Source organism: Blastococcus sp. CT_GayMR16, assembly GCF_004570875.1.
GTDB lineage: Bacteria > Actinomycetota > Actinomycetes > Mycobacteriales > Geodermatophilaceae > Blastococcus_B.
The window spans coordinates 84,616-99,869 of record NZ_SPQK01000012.1 but is presented as its reverse complement, the minus strand read 5'-3'; the positions used below and the strand labels follow the sequence as shown (position 1 = coordinate 99,869).

The 15,254-nt window shown below is 72.4% G+C and carries 18 protein-coding genes; 9 read left to right on the top strand and 9 right to left on the bottom strand.

What is annotated here, in order from left to right:
• Window positions 1–106 precede the first annotated feature (106 nt).
• Window positions 107–526: a DUF1810 domain-containing protein gene (locus E4P38_RS14085; protein ID WP_135132436.1), complete on the bottom strand. Its 420-nt coding sequence runs from the start codon at window positions 524–526 to the stop codon at window positions 107–109.
• 45 nt (window positions 527–571) lie between these two features.
• Here E4P38_RS14085 and solA point away from each other — a divergent pair, with 45 nt between their 5' ends.
• Window positions 572–2,311 (top strand): N-methyl-L-tryptophan oxidase, encoded by a 1,740-nt coding sequence (gene solA / locus E4P38_RS23220; protein WP_245161022.1) that lies wholly within the window; start codon window positions 572–574, stop codon window positions 2,309–2,311.
• A gap of 44 nt (window positions 2,312–2,355) precedes the next feature.
• Here the strand turns inward: solA and E4P38_RS14075 are convergent, their stop codons facing one another.
• Window positions 2,356–2,976: an antibiotic biosynthesis monooxygenase gene (locus tag E4P38_RS14075; protein WP_135132435.1), complete on the bottom strand. Its 621-nt coding sequence runs from the start codon at window positions 2,974–2,976 to the stop codon at window positions 2,356–2,358.
• A 90-nt stretch (window positions 2,977–3,066) separates the two neighbouring features.
• Window positions 3,067–3,810 carry a DUF6308 family protein gene (locus E4P38_RS14070; protein WP_135132434.1) on the bottom strand — a complete coding sequence of 248 codons (744 nt, stop codon included), beginning with the start codon at window positions 3,808–3,810 and terminating at the stop codon, window positions 3,067–3,069.
• An 87-nt stretch (window positions 3,811–3,897) separates the two neighbouring features.
• Here E4P38_RS14070 and E4P38_RS14065 point away from each other — a divergent pair, with 87 nt between their 5' ends.
• Both E4P38_RS14065 and E4P38_RS14060 read left to right on the top strand, forming a co-directional pair.
• On the top strand, window positions 3,898–4,140 hold the full coding sequence (locus tag E4P38_RS14065; protein ID WP_135132433.1) for a hypothetical protein: 243 nt from the start codon (window positions 3,898–3,900) through the stop codon (window positions 4,138–4,140).
• 97 nt (window positions 4,141–4,237) lie between these two features.
• The gene (locus E4P38_RS14060) at window positions 4,238–4,828 is read left to right on the top strand and encodes a sigma-70 family RNA polymerase sigma factor (protein WP_245161021.1); all 591 of its coding nucleotides are present in this window, start codon (window positions 4,238–4,240) and stop codon (window positions 4,826–4,828) included.
• Window positions 4,829–4,913: 85 nt separating this feature from the next.
• Here E4P38_RS14060 and E4P38_RS14055 read toward each other — a convergent pair whose 3' ends face one another.
• The gene (locus E4P38_RS14055; protein WP_135132431.1) at window positions 4,914–5,591 is read right to left on the bottom strand and encodes a hypothetical protein; all 678 of its coding nucleotides are present in this window, start codon (window positions 5,589–5,591) and stop codon (window positions 4,914–4,916) included.
• Window positions 5,588–5,965, bottom strand: a complete 378-nt coding sequence (locus E4P38_RS14050) for a hypothetical protein (protein WP_167760560.1) — start codon at window positions 5,963–5,965, stop codon at window positions 5,588–5,590. Before E4P38_RS14050 ends, E4P38_RS14055 begins: the two co-directional genes overlap by 4 nt.
• Before the next feature lie 175 nt (window positions 5,966–6,140).
• Here E4P38_RS14050 and E4P38_RS14045 point away from each other — a divergent pair, with 175 nt between their 5' ends.
• A complete protein-coding gene (locus E4P38_RS14045; RefSeq protein WP_245161020.1) occupies window positions 6,141–6,794 on the top strand; it encodes a response regulator transcription factor in 654 nt (217 codons plus the stop codon).
• Window positions 6,791–8,743: a sensor histidine kinase gene (locus E4P38_RS14040; protein WP_135132429.1), complete on the top strand. Its 1,953-nt coding sequence runs from the start codon at window positions 6,791–6,793 to the stop codon at window positions 8,741–8,743. Before E4P38_RS14045 ends, E4P38_RS14040 begins: the two co-directional genes overlap by 4 nt.
• Here E4P38_RS14040 and E4P38_RS14035 read toward each other — a convergent pair whose 3' ends face one another.
• On the bottom strand, window positions 8,744–9,577 hold the full coding sequence (locus tag E4P38_RS14035) for a hypothetical protein (protein WP_135132428.1): 834 nt from the start codon (window positions 9,575–9,577) through the stop codon (window positions 8,744–8,746). It abuts the gene before it with no gap.
• Between the two features lie 216 nt (window positions 9,578–9,793).
• On the opposite strand from E4P38_RS14035, the gene E4P38_RS14030 reads away from it, so the two are divergent.
• Together E4P38_RS14030 and E4P38_RS14025 are read left to right on the top strand one after the other, a co-directional pair.
• Window positions 9,794–10,129, top strand: coding sequence for a hypothetical protein (locus E4P38_RS14030; RefSeq protein ID WP_135132427.1), 336 nt, complete (start codon window positions 9,794–9,796; stop codon window positions 10,127–10,129).
• Window positions 10,130–10,197: 68 nt separating this feature from the next.
• Entirely contained in the window at window positions 10,198–10,731 is a 534-nt protein-coding gene (locus tag E4P38_RS14025; protein ID WP_135132426.1) for a DUF4916 domain-containing protein, read from the top strand.
• A 28-nt stretch (window positions 10,732–10,759) separates the two neighbouring features.
• Here the strand turns inward: E4P38_RS14025 and E4P38_RS14020 are convergent, their stop codons facing one another.
• A complete protein-coding gene (locus tag E4P38_RS14020; protein ID WP_135132425.1) occupies window positions 10,760–11,866 on the bottom strand; it encodes a hypothetical protein in 1,107 nt (368 codons plus the stop codon).
• Between the two features lie 83 nt (window positions 11,867–11,949).
• Here E4P38_RS14020 and E4P38_RS14015 point away from each other — a divergent pair, with 83 nt between their 5' ends.
• Complete coding sequence (locus E4P38_RS14015) at window positions 11,950–12,180, top strand: ribbon-helix-helix protein, CopG family (RefSeq protein ID WP_135132424.1); 231 nt, start codon at window positions 11,950–11,952, stop codon at window positions 12,178–12,180.
• A gap of 143 nt (window positions 12,181–12,323) precedes the next feature.
• Here E4P38_RS14015 and E4P38_RS14010 read toward each other — a convergent pair whose 3' ends face one another.
• The gene (locus E4P38_RS14010; protein WP_135132423.1) at window positions 12,324–13,100 is read right to left on the bottom strand and encodes a hypothetical protein; all 777 of its coding nucleotides are present in this window, start codon (window positions 13,098–13,100) and stop codon (window positions 12,324–12,326) included.
• A complete protein-coding gene (locus tag E4P38_RS14005; protein ID WP_135132422.1) occupies window positions 13,093–13,761 on the bottom strand; it encodes a helix-turn-helix domain-containing protein in 669 nt (222 codons plus the stop codon). The genes E4P38_RS14010 and E4P38_RS14005 overlap by 8 nt, the downstream gene beginning before the upstream one ends.
• A 577-nt stretch (window positions 13,762–14,338) precedes the next feature.
• On the opposite strand from E4P38_RS14005, the gene E4P38_RS22945 reads away from it, so the two are divergent.
• A complete protein-coding gene (locus E4P38_RS22945) occupies window positions 14,339–15,133 on the top strand; it encodes a DUF4839 domain-containing protein (RefSeq protein WP_167760559.1) in 795 nt (264 codons plus the stop codon).
• The last annotated feature ends 121 nt before the right edge of the window (window positions 15,134–15,254 follow it).

Sequence of the window (15,254 nt, the reverse complement as noted above, 5' to 3'; positions counted from 1 at the left end):
GCGGCGACGCCCACATCGCCTACCAGGTCGCTTCGCCGAGCACGGGCGGGCCGAGCTGAAGGGCGTGCCGGGGGAGTGGCAGCTCTACCTCGTCGAAGACTAGGAGTCAGAGGCGGGACGTCGTCGCGTCGTCCTCCGCGCCGTCGAAGTAGTGGTCGAGCACCTGGCGGAAGACCGGCTCGTCGCGGACGGCGGAGGCGAACAGCGTCATGGACGACTGCAGCTTCTGCGCGTCGACGGGACCGAACACCGCGACGGCGTCGGCGGTGTCGAGGTCGGTGAGGGCGCGGGCGCACTCGACCAGCCGCCGGCCGAGCGTCGGGTGTGCGGCGTAGGCGCGGGCCTCCGCCACGCCGGTGATCGCGAAGCGCTGCGCCATCCCGCTGCGGCCGAGGCCGGCGATCTGCGGGAACACGAACCACATCCAGTGGGTGCGCTTCGCGCCGTCCCGGAGTTCGGCGAGTGCCTGCTCGTAGGTCTGGGCCTGGGCGTCGAGGAACCGCTGGAGATCGAAGGGGTCGCTCACGCCTGCAGTCTCGCTGCCGACCGCAGGATCTGATGAGCTGGGGCCGTGCCCTACGACGTGATCGTGATCGGACTCGGCGGCATGGGCAGCGCCGCGGCCGCGCACCTGGCCGGGCGGGGAGCCCGGGTGCTCGGCCTGGAGCGCTTCGGACCGGCCCACGCGCTCGGCTCCAGTCACGGCGGGTCGCGGATCATCCGGCAGGCCTACTTCGAGGACCCGGCCTACGTGCCCCTGCTGCGGCGGGCCTACGAGCTGTGGGAGCAGCTGGAGGTCGACTCCGGCCGCGGCCTGATGACGCAGACCGGCGGCCTGTACCTGGGCCGGCCGGAGAGCCCGACGGTGGCCGGCAGCCTGAGCGCCGCGCAGGAGTGGGACCTGCCGCACGAGGTGCTGGACGCCGCGGAGATCCGGCGCCGCTTCCCGACGATGGCTCCGGCCGACGACGAGGTGGGGCTGTACGAGGAGATCGCGGGCTTCGTCCGGCCCGAGGAGACGGTGACGGCGCACCTGGAGCTGGCCGGCCGGCGGGGAGCGGAGCTGCGGTTCGCCGAGCCGGCGCTCGCCTGGACGGCGGACGGGGGCGGCGTCCGGGTGACCACGGCCTCGAGCACCTACGCGGCCGACCACCTCGTGATCTGCCCCGGCGCGTGGGCACCGGAGCTGCTGGCCGACCTCGGTCTGCCGCTCACCGTCGAGCGCCAGGTCATGTACTGGTTCCAACCGGACGGCGGCGTCGCCCCGTTCGTGCCGGACCGCCAGCCGATCTGGATCCACGGCGGCCCGGAGCTCCAGCTCTACGGCTTCCCGGCGATCGACGGGCAGTCCGGCGGGGTGAAGGCGGCGTTCTTCCGGCGCGGCGAGGTGTGCACGCCGGAGACGATCGACCGGGAGGTGCACCCGGAGGAGGTGGAGTTCATCGCCGCGCACCTGCGGGCGCTGCTCCCGACGATGCCGAACAGGCTGCTGAGCGCCGTCACCTGCATGTACACCACGACACCGGATCACCACTTCGTCATCGCCGGCCATCCGCAGCACGCGCAGGTGACGGTGGCGTGCGGCTTCTCGGGGCACGGTTTCAAGTTCGTGCCGGTGGTCGGGGAGATCCTGGCCGACCTGGCCCTCAGCGGAGCGACCGATCATCCGATCGCGCTGTTCGACCCCGGCCGTCCGGCGATGACTCGGCCCCGACGGAAGGTCGTACCTGACATGACGATGCCTCTGGACCTCGCCCCGCAGGCCGCCGAGGTGGCCCGCGTGGTCGCGGGGGTGCGCGACGACCAGCTCGCCGACCCGACGCCGTGCGCCGACACGTCGGTCGCGGCGTTGCTGCACCACCTGGTCACCCTGACCGTCGCCTTCCGGGGTGCGGCGGAGAAGGAGCCGCAGGCCCCGGGCCCGTACCCCGACGCCGACCAGCTGCCGCCGGACTGGCGCCAGCGGCTGCCCCGGCAGCTCGACGCGCTGGCGGCCGCCTGGCGGGAGCCGTCGGCGTGGGAGGGCTCCACCGAGATCGCGGGCATGACCATGCCGGGGCCGACGGTCGCCGTGGTCGCGCTGAACGAGGTGCTGGTCCACGGGTGGGACGTCGCCGCCGGCACCGGTCAGGAGTACCTGGCCGATCAGGCGAGCGCGCAGGCGTGCCTCGACTTCGCCGTCGAGATCGCCGCGTCCGCGCCGGAGATGCGCAACGGGATGTACGGGCCGGTCGTGCTGGTGCCCTCCGATGCCCCCGTGCTCGACAGGCTGCTCGGCCAGACCGGGCGCAATCCCTCCTGGACGCCGTGACCCACGGCCGGTGCCCGCGGCGTGGCACCGGCCGGCCCCTCGGGTCAGACGGTCTCGGGCACGCGCAGGTGGGCCAGGACGAGGTCGAACTCGGCGACCTCGGTGACCTCGCCGCGCATCTGCCGGTCGAACTCGTCGCGCATCGGCATGAGCCGGTCGGCTGCGAGCTTCATCGCGTCGCGGCTCTCGTAGACCGTCGCCGTCACGGCCCGCCCGCTCTCGCGGTCGGCCAGCAGGCTCACGCTGCAGAAGCCCGGCAGTTCCTCCAGTCGCGGGAGGATCGTCATGCGGAAGGCGTCCAGCGCGCGGTCGGCGTCGGCGGGGTCCCCACGGCCCCAGAGGACCCGGGCACAGGCGCCGTCCGGTGCCTGGCGCGCGCGGTGCAGGACGGCGATCTCCCACTCCTGCACTTCCGGTGAGCCGCCCATCATCTCGGCGAAGCGCTGACGCATCTCGTGGATCGGCCCCTCGCTGTTGTGCATCGACTCCTCGCTGTCCCAGGCGGACGTGGTGATGGTCCGGCCGGTGTCGCGGTCGCACAGCATCGAGAGGCCGATACAGCCGGGCATCTCCTGGACCATCGGCATGACCTCGTCGCGGACGTAGGCGATCGCGCTGTCGAGGGACTGCGGGTCGCCGCGGACGGTGGTGGATCGGGCGTACATGCCACCACTCCTCTCGGGATCGGCGGCGACGCCCCTGCGGCACCGCCGCGCGGACCACTCTCCTCGCGTGGGCACGGAAAGGGCAACGGCCTACCGGCCGAGGACGTCGTCCTGGCCCAGGGCCACGGCGTGCGTCAGTCGCAGGCTGCCGCTGAGCCACAGCAGGACGTCGTGCAGCCGGAGGGTCGTGAGCTGGATGTCGTGCCCGGTCAGCGCCTGCTGCAGCGCCTGGAAGGCGGCGGCGTTGGCGACGAGCTCGCGGTGGATGACCGCCTCCACGCCGCTGTCGCCCTCGCGGACGTGGGGGAGGAGCTGCCAGCGGGTGGTGCGGACGAGCAGCGGGACGAGGTCGGGCGACCGGTGGTGCAGCGCCGCGGACACGTGCTTGGCCGAGACGCCGGGCGCCTGCTGCACGAGGTGGTTGATCTGCCGGAGACACGCGCCGACGGTGCCGGGTTCGGCCAGCACCGAGAACTCGTCGTCCGACAGCTCGGCGAGGGACCGGCCGGTGGCGCGCTCGAGAACGGCGTCGGCGAGCGGACGGACGTCGTCCAGAACGCTCTTCATGGCCGCCCAGCCGGCCGGATCGAGCCGGCCGTGCAGGCCCTCGGCGGTGAGGATGTCGTGCTCGCCGAGGGGCTGCGGCGACCTGGCCCGGACGTCGAACCGCTCGTAGCCGTAGGCCGGGATCTGCACCCAGCGCCCGGTGTGGGAGTTAGGCGCACGGAAGTGCAGCGGGCGGCGTCCGCGGGCGTATCCGAGGACGGCGGCCAGCGCGGTGTCCCAGGACATCGGGTCGGGGCCGGCGCTCGGCAGATCCAGTGCGTCGGTCATCGACTCATCCTCCCCTCTGGCCACTCGGGGTCGGATACGGCGGCAGGTCCTTCCGCCGCGCGGCCCCGACCCCCTATGTTCCGCGCCATGGAGGTCGAGCCCGTCGGAACGACGCCGTCCCCGCGACAGCCCGTGCAGGTCACCGGGGTCACCGCGGAGCTGGCCGCTGCCCGCACCAAGCTGCGGGAAGTCGCGCCGTCCGGGCACTGGGAGGGCATCCTCGCCGAGGTGCAGCGACTGCAGAGCGACGAGCACATGGCGCCGCTGGCCGCACTGCAGGCGGTCTACGCGAAGCTCGCCTCCGGCTGGCTCCCGCCGATCTCGCGCTGATCGGTCGCGGGAGCGGCCGGGTCACGGCATGGTTGCAATCGGGCCCGTGCGGGTGACGGTCCGTTTGGCACGGGCAGATTGTGCGCAACTTACTTTCGTGACGATCACCGCGGACCAGCCCGGGTCTCTCGACGGCCCGGTTGCCGGCTCCACCGAGGAGCTGGTCTCCTGCTGGACACCCCGAGCGCTCGCCCTCGCCCGCCGGATCGTCAAGGACGACGGGCTCGCCGAGGACGTCGTCCAGGAGGCGTTCCTCGCGCACTGGCGGAACCCCGCGTCGTTCGACCCGGAGCGGGGCTCGTTCGGTACCTGGCTGCTGGCGATGGTGCATCACAAGGCGGTGGACGCCGTCCGGCGCGAGGAGTCCCAGCGCCGTCGCGTCGACGTCCTCGCGAAGGGGGCGGCCGAACCCGAGGTCGGCCGCGACCTCGCCGACGAGGTCTCCGACCGGATGGGGGCGCTGCCCGTGCGGCGGGCGCTCGAGGGACTTCCGGCCCCGCAACGGGAGGCGATCGTGCTGGCCTACTGGGGCGGTTACACGCAGCGGCAGATCGCCGAGCGCACCGGAGTTCCGCTCGGCACGGTCAAGACCCGGATGTTGGCCGGGATGCGGCGGCTGCACCAGGCGTTGCCTGGTGCGCTGCCCCCGCCCATCCCTGCCCCGGCCACCCCCGCATCGGCCGGCTGACACCGCGGGATCGTCGTTCTCGAGGTCCCCTGCCGAAAGGCAACCCGGCCATGGTCGAGTCCGGGGCAGCGCCAGGTGCGGAAGGTCAGCGGGGCAGCGGCGGGAGGTCCCACTCGTCGTCCGACGTGCGGAGCACGACGCGAGCGAGGAAGGCCATGCCGACCGCCGTCGTCGTCCAGGCCAGGAGGTCGAGCAGGGGCCACCCGCCGAGAAAGGCGGCGAGGTGGACGAACTGGGATCCCGCCAGGGCCACCGCGACCGGCCGCGGCATCAACCGCGCCCGGAACGCCGCGATGCCGAGCAGCAGCGTGCCGAGGATGTGCCCGACGACGAAGACCAACACCAGGATGCTCATCGTCGGCAGGGCGAAGATCGCGTCCGACAGCTCGGTGACCTGCCTCGACGGCATGCCGAGGTCGATGGCGGCGAGGATCGCGGCATCGGAGACGATCAGCGCCGTCATGCCCAGGTAGCCGGGCACGAGCAGCGCGGCCGTCCAGGTGGCCAGCCGCGGCGTGTACCTGCGCAGCAGCCGGATCGCGGCGAGCGCGCCGGGGAGCAGCGTCAGCACGGCTACCAGGCCGAGCCACACGACGAGCCGCTGCGCACCGGGATGGGTGGCCGGCTCGGCCGGGAGCACGAAGCGGAGGACGGCGACGGCGGCCGGCCCGATCGGCATGAGCACCGCCGCCACCCGGCGGTCGAAGCGGCGGACGTCGGCCGGCGGCTTCCCCGTGGCCGTGCGGCTTGCGGTGGCGGTCATGACCGGGTCCCGCGGGGGAGCACCAGCACGACGACGACGATCGCGACCACGACGGTGACCGCTGCGGCGAGGACCATTCCGGCCGGGACGTCGTCCACGAAGAAGGCCGGCACCGCGGTCAGCGCGCCGAGCAGCCGGGTGGCGGCGACGGTGCGCAGCGCCCAGGCCGCCCCGCGCCACGCGGCGGGGAGGGCGCCGATCGTGCCCAGCGCCAGCAGGCCGCCGACGACGGCGATGGTCGTGCCCACCGCATCGCCGCTGATGGTGGTGATCCCCGCGGCCACATCGCCGAGCGCGAGCAGGACGGCGAGCACCAGGCCGGTGCGGACGGCGGGGGTCGTACGCGGTCGGTACGTGGTGGTTGCTGTGGTCATCGGGAGGCTCCTCGGACGGCGGCGCGACGGCGGATCCGCGGTCGCACCGGCAGCCTCGGGCCGGGGGTCATCCCGTCCCCAGGGCGCGCGAGCGGGCCCGGTCGGGGACGTTGCCCGGGTCGGGTGGGGGCTGGACCCCGCCCATGGCGGGCCGCGGGCGGTCATCATTCGCGCCGTGGTCGAGACCGGCACCGACATCCGTGTGCTGCTGGCCGACGACCACCCGGTCGTCCGCGGCGGGCTCGCCGCCCTGCTGGACTCGCTGCCGGGCGTGGCGGTCGTGGGGCAGGCCGGCACCGGGCAGGCGGCGGTCCGGGAGACGGCGCTGACGCGGCCGGACGTGGTGATCATGGATCTGCGGATGCCGGAACTGGACGGCGTCGAGGCCACCCGGCAGATCGTGCGGGCGCACCCGGGCGTCGCCGTCCTGGTGCTGACCATGTTCGACGAGGACTCGATGGTCGCCGAGGCGCTGCAGGCCGGGGCGCGCGGCTACCTGGTGAAGGGCGCCGAGCAGGAGGAGATCGAGCGGGCGATCCGGACGGTCGCCGCGGGCGGGGTCGTGGTGAGCAGTGAGGTCGCCGGCGCGCTGCTCGGCCGGCTGAACCGGCCGGCGCAGTCCGTGCCCTTCCCCCAGCTCACCGAGCGCGAGCGGCAGGTGCTGGACCGGATGGCCAGTGGTGCAGGGAACGCGAGCATCGCGGCGACGCTGGGGCTGGCACCCAAGACGGTCGGCAACCACATCTCCTCGCTCTTCGCCAAGCTCGCCGTCGGAACCCGCGCCGAGGCGATCGTGCTGGCCCGTGACGCCGGGCTGGGGCGGTCGTGAGCGGCCGGCGCCTGGTCGCGGGGCTCACCGGCATCGGGACGGCGCTGCTGCTCACCGCGATCGTCGGCTCGGTGACATCCGGGCTGGGCTGGGCGGACGTCGTGGACAGCTACACGCTGACCAACTGCGTCATCGGGGCCGGGTTCCTGGGGTCGGGGGCGCTGATCGCGTGGTCGCGGCCCGACAACCGGCTGGGCTGGCTCTTCCTGGTCTGCGGTCTCGGGCACCTCACGACCGCCGCGTCCGCGCCGGTCATCGCCATCGGGCTGGACGCCGGCTGGCCGGACGCTGTCGTCCGCGCCCTGTCCACGCTCTTCATCGCCGCCTGGCAGCTGGGCATCGTGGGGCTGTTCCCGCTGGCCCTGCTGCTCTTCCCCGACGGACGGCTGTCCTCGCCGCGCTGGCGGCCGGTGGCCTGGCTGATCGTGGCGCTGATGGTCGTGCAGATCGGCATCGGGGTGCTCAGTGCCGAGCCGGCGACGGCGGACCCGGCGACGGTGTCGATTCTCTCGACGGACCTGGTGCTGTCCGATGCCGCGTGGGCGGTCGTCAACGTCAGCAACGTGCTCGTCCTGGTGCTGGTCGTGGTGTCCCTGGTGCTGCGCTACCGCCGGGGTCCGGAGCAGGTTCGACGGCAGGTGCTGTGGCTGATCCTGGCCGTGCTGGTGCTGGGGGTCCTGAACTCGCAGCGGTGGCTCACCGGGGACGGCCCGATCCTGCTGCTGCTCAGCTTCGTGCTGGTGCCCATCGCGATCGCGATCGCCGTACTCCGTCACCAGCTGCTCGACATCCGGCTCGTGGTGTCGCGGGCGGTGCTGTACCTGATCGTGTCGATCGCACTGGTCGCCGTCTACGCCGGGCTGGTGGCGGGCCTGTCGCAGCTGGTGCCCGACGACGCGGACCGGGGGATCGCCGCCCTGGCCGCGCTGGCGGTGGCGTTCGCGTTCGCCCCGGTGCGGTCGGTGGTGCAGCGCGTCGTCGACCGGGCGTTCTACGGCTCGCGGGCGGACGCGCTGACGGCGGCGGAGGACGTCGCCCGGGGGGTGGCGCCGGGTGCGGACCTGGACGAGGTGCTCGAGCAGGCGCGGGAGACGCTGCGGCTGCCGGCGCTGACACTGGTGCGGAACGGGGTGGCGGTCGCCGCGGCCGGCTCGCTGCCCGACGGCGCCCGCCGGGCGGAGGTGGCGCTGGCCGAGGGGACGCCGTCCGCGGCGCTGCTGGAGGTGGGGCTGCGGCGCGGGGAGGACGCGCTGCACGCGGCCGACCGCCGCGTGCTGACGCTGATCGGGACGCCGCTGGCGCTGGCGCTGTACTCCGCCGACCTGGCCGGCCAGGTGCAGGAGTCGCGGGCGGCGCTGGTGGGCGCGCACGCGGAGGAGCGGCTGCGGCTGCACCGCGAGCTGCACGACGGGCTGGGGCCGGTGCTCACCGGCGCCGCGTTCCGGGCCGACGCGGCGAGCAACGTGCTGCACCGCGACCCGCAGACGGCCGACCGGCTGCTCGGCGAGGTGCGCGCCGGGGTGCGGCAGGCGATCGACGACGTCCGCCGGGTGGTCTACGGGCTGCGTCCGCTGGAGCTGGAGGAACGGGGCCTGGTGGGGGCGCTGCGGCAGCGACTTGGCTCCGCCACCTCCGTGCAGGTGGTGCTCGAGGCTCCCGAGGAGATCGAGGGGCTGCCGCCGGCGGTGGAGGTGGCGGCGTTCCGGATCGTGTCGGAGGCGGTGACCAACGTGCTGCGGCACTCGTCGGCGACCCGGGGCGTGGTGCGGCTGTGGTGCAGCCCGTCGTCCCTGTGCCTGGAGGTCACTGACGACGGGTCCGGCGCCTCCGACTGGGTGCCGGGGGTGGGTCTGCGCTCGTTGCTGGTGCGGGCCGAGGAGCTCGGGGGCCGGGCCGTTGCCGGACCGACCCCCGGAGGCGGGCGGGTGTCCGCCGAGCTCCCGCTCTGATCAGTCGCGCGAGACGGCCGGGCGGGTCTTGGCCCAGGCCAGGAACTGCGTCGCGTGCTGCAGGTCGGGGATGTCGTTGCCGACCAGCGAGCGGAGCAGGTCGTTGCTCCAGATGGCCACGCGCCCGATCGTCCAGGCGACCTTCTCCGCCGGGGGCAGGTCCAGGTCGAAGACCAGCTTGGCGATCTCCTTCTTGCCGTCGGTCGCCGCTGAGTACTTCAGCACCGGCAGGAACCGCTCGGGCTCGACGATGCAGAGCACCTTGGTGAGCAGCGGCTCCTTGTTGAACGACGGGAAGCCGACCTTCTTGCCGTCGATGAGCTGCGTCAGGCGGTCCTCGATGCGCAGGCTCTCGGGGCCGTAGAGCAGGTACTCGATCGTCTCGCGGACCTTCTGCGCCGCCTTGTCCGGACCCTGGGTCTTCCAGGCGCGGTTGAAGCCGGACATGTTGCCGGCATTGGCCACGGTGGGGGAGTTGGCGAAGTCGTAGAGCTCCTCCGGGGGCGCGCTCGGCAGGCCCTCGCGGCTGAACAGCTCCTGGTAGCGGTCGCGGAACTTCTCGACCTCGGGGTCGGGCTCGCGACGCTCGAGGAGGAACTGCGCCTTGAGCGCGTCGACCCGCTCACGGACGTCGGGACGGACGTCGTGCGGCGTCGCGAAGGCGGCGTGCAGCGAGTCGATGGTGCGGACGGCGGGGCGGCTCGGGTCGCGCCGGGCCTCACCGCGCAGCCACTCGGTGCCGCAGTCGTTGCAGTGGATCAGCAGGCGGCTGTCCGCCTGCGGCGTGCCGTTGATGTCCTCGCTGTTGCAGTTCGGGCAAGCGATCAAAGCCATGAGGTTCCCGTTCGTTCGGTTGGTCCGTGCACGAGCACCGGCCGGCCCGTGCCTCGGTTGCGCCGAGGTGATCGGGAAGGACGGTGAACCCTTCAGGGCGCGTCGCCGTCGGTCAGATGACTCAAGCTTCCCACGTCGCGCGAGAGCCGGGCCTCCGGCTGGGGGCCAGGCGTCAAATCCGCTTGCCGCGACGGAAGCGCGTGGAAGGCTCCCGGCATGACGCCCAGCGCCGCGGGCCCACCGTTCCAGGACCAGTTCCTGGCGACCGCCGAGGCAGTGGCCGAGGCGCGGCCCGAGGTGGACCTCGCGATGGCTCGTGAGGTGTTCCTCGAGGCGGCGACCCTGCTCCACGACGGCCTCGTCCTCGACGGTCTGGACGAACACGACGCGAGTGCTGTCGTCGCCGGGCTGTGCGTCGACCTCGTCGCTGCGGATCCCCGCCGGGCGGTGCGCGCACGGGCCCAGGCGACGCGGGACGATCCCGGCGATGTGCACGACCCGGAAGGGATGTGGGCGGCCTACCTGACCGCGGCGGAGCTCTTCCAGCTCTGAGCGTCGCGCGTCGGCCGATGTCCACCCCCACGGCGGTTGCTCAAGGCCGCGTTGGCTAGACAGTGCGCATGACCGAACTGACGACGGCGACCGGTGGCGGGATGCTCTCCCGTGAGGAGATGGACGCGGCGCGGGAGCGGCTGCCGATCGTCTACGTCGACGTGGTGCCGGTACGGGTGGACACCCAGGGCACCGTGATCGCGGTCGGTCTGCTGCTGCGAGCGGGTGAGGACGGGCAGATCAAGCGGGCGCTGGTCTCGGGGCGGGTGCTGTACCACGAGCGCATCCGCGCGGCCCTGCTGCGGCACCTGGAGAAGGACCTCGGGCCGCTGGCGCTGCCGCGGATCCCGCCCGCGCCGCAGCCGTTCGCGGTGGCCGAGTACTTCCCGACCCCCGGGGTGACGCCGTTCCACGACCCCCGGCAGCACGCGGTCTCGCTGGCCTACGTCGTGCCGGTGGAGGGCGACTGCGCGCCGCAGCAGGACGCGCTGGAGCTGACCTGGTTCACACCGCTGGAGGCGCGTGATCCCGCCGTGCTCGCCGAGCTGATGCACGGGCAGAGCACGCTGCTGCTGCAGGCCCTGGCGCACCTCGGCGTCTGACCGCCGATGCTCGAACGGGAGCAGGACGTCAGTCCGCGTCGGTCGGTTCGTGCACTGCCTGGAGGAAGGAGCCCGTGGCGGCGTCGACGGCGGCCAGCGCGGCGGTGGTGAGCTCGGGCCGAAGGCCGCGCTCGGCGTGCCCGTAGCGGATCAGGTCGCGGAGCAGGTCCGGTGCCCTGTCGAGGGACGGCGTGCCGCGGTCCAGATGCCTGCGCTGGGGGTCCAACAGACTCGCGACGTTGTACGGGCTCCAGACCAGCGGATCCCCGATCCCGTTGGCGCTGCCCGCCGCCACGACCTCGTCGACCAGCGGCCGGAGGTCGTGGTCGGTCCACGCCGGCCCGAACGGGCTCGCAAGGAAGCGCTCGGAGATCTCGTCGAGTTCGTCCTCGGACAGCTCCCGGAGGACGTCGTCGTCGCCGCCGGCGGGCAGCAACGAGAGCATCCAATCGACCACGGGGCGTGACTCGGCCCAGCTCTCGTAGCCGCCCCTCCCGGGGCCGAGATCCAGTTCGTGGAGGGCCGCTTCGATGCGGGCGCGTGCGTCGGCGGGAGGGATGTCCCGGACGCGGACGTCCGGGTCGGCGTCCTCGAGCAGCAGAGCGACGGCATCCTCCAGCGGTGACTGCAGGACGTATCCCTCGGCCGCGAAGGCGCCCAGCTCGTTGTCGACGAGGACGACGGCGGTGAGGGGGTGGCCACCGGGCACGGTGACGCCCACCAGCAGCTGGTCGGCGTCCCGGTACACGGTGCTGATCTCGATGGCCCGGTCGAACGGTTCGGTGCGGTCCAGTTCCGCGAGCCATCGAGGGAGCACCTGTCCTCGGTCGGCCAGCTCCCGGCGGACCCGCCGGCGCAGCTCGATGTCGCCGGTGAGTGTGGCGATCGCGAGGACGGCCGCCGACGTCTCTGTGCGGCCCTGGTCTGACAAGCCCCGGACCAGTTCCGCGAGATTGTCGGCAGGGTCATGGGCGCCGGCCGCGACGCTGAGGATCAGGCCGACGAACCCGAGCAGCGCACCCGGCGCGGGACTGTCGAAGCCCGCGCGCAGGGCGTCGTCGAGCTCCCTCTCGGGCGGCGTCGGCCGCTGTCCCGGGCGGCGGCGCTGGTGGCGCTTCTTCTTGCTCTTCGGCATGGTCGGCAGAAGGTACTGCGAGCTACCGACAACACGGTCGCGGCCTCTTCCTACCGTGGTGCCACGCAGGGGGCATCACGCTGGTGAAGCTGAGCATCAACCTGAGCGACGAGGACGTCGCGTTCGTCGACGAGTACGCCCGGGTCGCCCGGCTCTGGAGCAGATCAGCCGCGATCCGTCGCGCCCTCCACCTGCTGCGTCAGCCCCGGCTGGAACGGGACTACGAGCAGGCGTGGGAGGAGTGGGCGGCTTCGGGGGAGCCGACCGCATGGGACTCCCGCTCCGGCGACGGCGTGGCCGATACGGCGAGGTGAGGGGCGCCCGGCGACCTGGAGGCCGTGCGGGGGATCGAAGCGAACCTGGTCGACGAGGCGCTCCGGCCGCACCTCCAGCTGTGACACATCAGGGGTCTGCGCCTCGTCCACGCGAGCCGTCCCGCTGAAGGGGGTCTGAGTTGCTAGCGATGAACGCACAGCAGGTCGAGGGCCGACCGGCCGTTGCGGCGGGCCTGGTCCGGGAGTGGGAGCCACGCCGGCGCGGTCGGATCGGCCAGGTGCTCGCGGAGGTGCAGCAGGCGGGATCGGTCGCTGCCTGAGGACGCTCGCTCCTCGAACGGGTCGACGCAGGCGAGCAGGACAGCGGCGTCGGTCAGGTGGCGGTCGCGATCGCGGGTATCCGTCTTGTGCGCCGCCGCCTTGAGGATGAGGGCCCCGAACGCGTCCGGGACGCTGACCGTGGTCGGGGCCGATCCGGTGATCTCCAGTTCGGCGAGCACGGTCCTGCGTAGCGCCTGGGTGCCGCCTTCGACCTGCACGAGGTCGTAGCCCCGGATCCGCTCCAGGGTGCTGGGCGGGGCATGGTCGGCGGCCACGACGTCGACGACCGAGCGCTCGGCATCGGAGCTCACGAGGTCGACGACCGCCTGTCCCCGGACGAAGCGATGGGCCGTACCCGTGCGCGGATCGATGCTCGGCGCCAACTCGTAGCCCAGCTCCTCCAGTCCGTGGGCCACCTGGGCGGCTCGACCCCGGCCGGTCTCGACGTGCAACAGGACGTCGACGTCATTGGTCGGCCGCACCACTGGAAGGCCCGCCGCGACGGCGTGGAGCTGCACCATCAGTCCGCCGATCAGCGTCCACGTCGCAGCAGGCACCGCTGCGGCCAGCTCGGCGACATCCGGCCACGGCCGGGCCCAGCCGCCTGCCGGGGTCGGTGGTCGGAGGACGTCAGCCACGCAGCCGCTCCAGGGCGCGGTCGAGGATCCGGTGACCAGCCGAGCGCTCCCGGGCATCGGTGGACGTCGCGAGGTCCAGCGCCGCGAGCACGTGCCGGCGTCCCTGGGCGAGCGCTTCCACGACGTCCGCGCTCATGTTCGTCGCCCGGAGGGTGACGTTGCCGGAGGGATCGGGGTCCAGCCGGTAGCGCTGCTCCAGGCGGCGTAGGGCGCCCTCGTCGACGTATCCGTCGAGCCGGTCCGTCGCGCTGGTCAGCCCGCCGATGCCCTGCGTCGTCCCGGGATCGATGACGTCGCGAGTCAGGTGTCCGAGCGCACGCGGATGCGCATGGAAGTGGTGGACCTCCGCCCGGTTGCGGGTCCGCGCGGTGAGCTCAGCGGTGGTTCCGTCAGTGAGCGCCGAGCGCAGGCGTGACCGTTGCGCCTGCCCGAGCCACTGAGCCGGCTCGCCCTCGAGGAGCGCGACGGCGGCCCAGGCTGTCGGCTCCTCCCATGCGCGCACCCGGCTGCCCGCGCGTTGGGCCATCCACTGGGCGACGGACTCGGCGTCGATGCGGTCGGTACCGATCGCCACCAGGCCGCCGTCTGCGACCAAGCGCTGCACGTGGCGGACCGAGGCGCCGATCCGGTCAGCGGCCTGCTGGGTCGTCATCAGTGCCATACGGATAGTGTCGTCAAGGCGACGCTATCCATCAAGCCCAATTCGGGATCAGTGGACGGCGCGCTCCTCGTCTGGGCGGTTCCAGTAGCCGAGCATGACGTGGCCCCCTGGCGCAGATATCGCGAGAGGCTGGGGAATCAGCCGTGAACCGTCAGGTCGTCGAGGTCGAATGCCGCCTGCAGGGCCGGTGACGACGTTGTCGCAACCGACCACGCTGGGATGGCCAGCCCGTTCGCCCGTCCGACCGGGACCTCGGTGGACAGCCCCACGGACGGTGCTGGTGATCGGGGCGACGGTGACGCGAGTGAGGTGCGGGCGCACCAGCTCACGAGTCAGGATCAGGACGGGCCGTGTCCTGTCCGTGGTGGCGAAGTGGATCGGGAACATCAGTCGAGATCGTCGAGCGGGAGGCGAGCCGCGTGCCGCGCAAGCGCGACGCGCACGGTCGGACGACGGCCCTGACACCTGTGGGAAGTCAGGTGGTTGCTGCTCCTGCCGTGTCCCGAGAGGGGGAAGTGGCACGACGACGGCCGAGCGGCACCCACGGTGCGCCGTCCGCCGTGCTTACGGTCCATCAGTGGTCGACGACGCGCAGTACGAGTTCACGTCCGTTCAGGCAATCCGCGGCAGCGAAGCCAAGACGATCGCGAAGTGGGAGAAGGACGGCTGGGAGGTCGACAGCCGGAACCAAGGAGTGTTGCGGACGGAACTGACCTTCCGCCGCGTCAAGCCCACGACGTTCGGTACGGCGGCGCTGGCGGCCTTCCGCCGCCTGGATCGGAAGGTGCAGCTTCTGGCCGTGTCGGCCGCCGCGCTGGTCCTGCTCGGGATCCTCGTCGGTGTCGTCGTCGGGACGCAGGGGAGTGGCGGCCCATCCCAGCCGACCGCGTCGGCAACGGAGGCCGACGCCGGGACGGGTGGCGAGCTTGCTCAGGAGCCGGTGGTGAGCAGCCCGGCCGTCCCCACACCGTCCGCCGAGGACGAGCCCCTGACGGTGGAGAACAACGCGGATCTGGCAGCGCTGGTCGCGATCACGGACGCGAGCGTGCCTGCGGTCGGAGAGTTCGCAGCCACGTACCGGGGCAGGACCATCGAGTTCGATGGAAACATCGCCTACCTGAACAATCATGGCGATTACACGACGAGATATGACATTCTGATCGGTGCCGGAGATTACAGCGAAACATCCACGGCTGGCCCGAACTTTCAGTTCCAAGACGTCAACATCACGAACGATCTGCACCTGACGGGCTCGAACATTCCGGACACGATCGGCACCGGGGACAATCTGCGCATCGTGGCTCGGGTCGTCGACTACAACAGCACCCAGGAACTCTTCTTCCTGGAGCCAATCTCCACGTCAGTGAGATGATTCGCTCATCGCGGTGACGTGAGGCCCTAGGTCAGTCGCTCGCTCCTCCCCTCGACGGCCAAGATCTACGCAACCTGTCAGTACCGTCCGATCTCATCCACCGGCAGGCCGGTCCGGCCTC

Bases quoted from the DNA above. Each gene is read 5' to 3' on its own strand.
- E4P38_RS14070 (WP_135132434.1), bottom strand. From the start codon at position 3,810: ATGACCGACGCACTGGATCTGCCGAGCGCCGGCCCCGACCCGATGTCC.
- E4P38_RS14075 (WP_135132435.1), bottom strand. From the start codon at position 2,976: ATGTACGCCCGATCCACCACCGTCCGCGGCGACCCGCAGTCCCTCGAC.
- E4P38_RS14020 (WP_135132425.1), bottom strand. From the start codon at position 11,866: ATGCCGAAGAGCAAGAAGAAGCGCCACCAGCGCCGCCGCCCGGGACAG.
- E4P38_RS14065 (WP_135132433.1), top strand. From the start codon at position 3,898: ATGGAGGTCGAGCCCGTCGGAACGACGCCGTCCCCGCGACAGCCCGTG.
- E4P38_RS14025 (WP_135132426.1), top strand. From the start codon at position 10,198: ATGACCGAACTGACGACGGCGACCGGTGGCGGGATGCTCTCCCGTGAG.
- E4P38_RS14055 (WP_135132431.1), bottom strand. From the start codon at position 5,591: ATGACCGCCACCGCAAGCCGCACGGCCACGGGGAAGCCGCCGGCCGAC.
- E4P38_RS14035 (WP_135132428.1), bottom strand. From the start codon at position 9,577: ATGGCTTTGATCGCTTGCCCGAACTGCAACAGCGAGGACATCAACGGC.
- E4P38_RS14005 (WP_135132422.1), bottom strand. From the start codon at position 13,761: ATGGCACTGATGACGACCCAGCAGGCCGCTGACCGGATCGGCGCCTCG.
- E4P38_RS14050 (WP_167760560.1), bottom strand. From the start codon at position 5,965: ATGACCACAGCAACCACCACGTACCGACCGCGTACGACCCCCGCCGTC.
- E4P38_RS14030 (WP_135132427.1), top strand. From the start codon at position 9,794: ATGACGCCCAGCGCCGCGGGCCCACCGTTCCAGGACCAGTTCCTGGCG.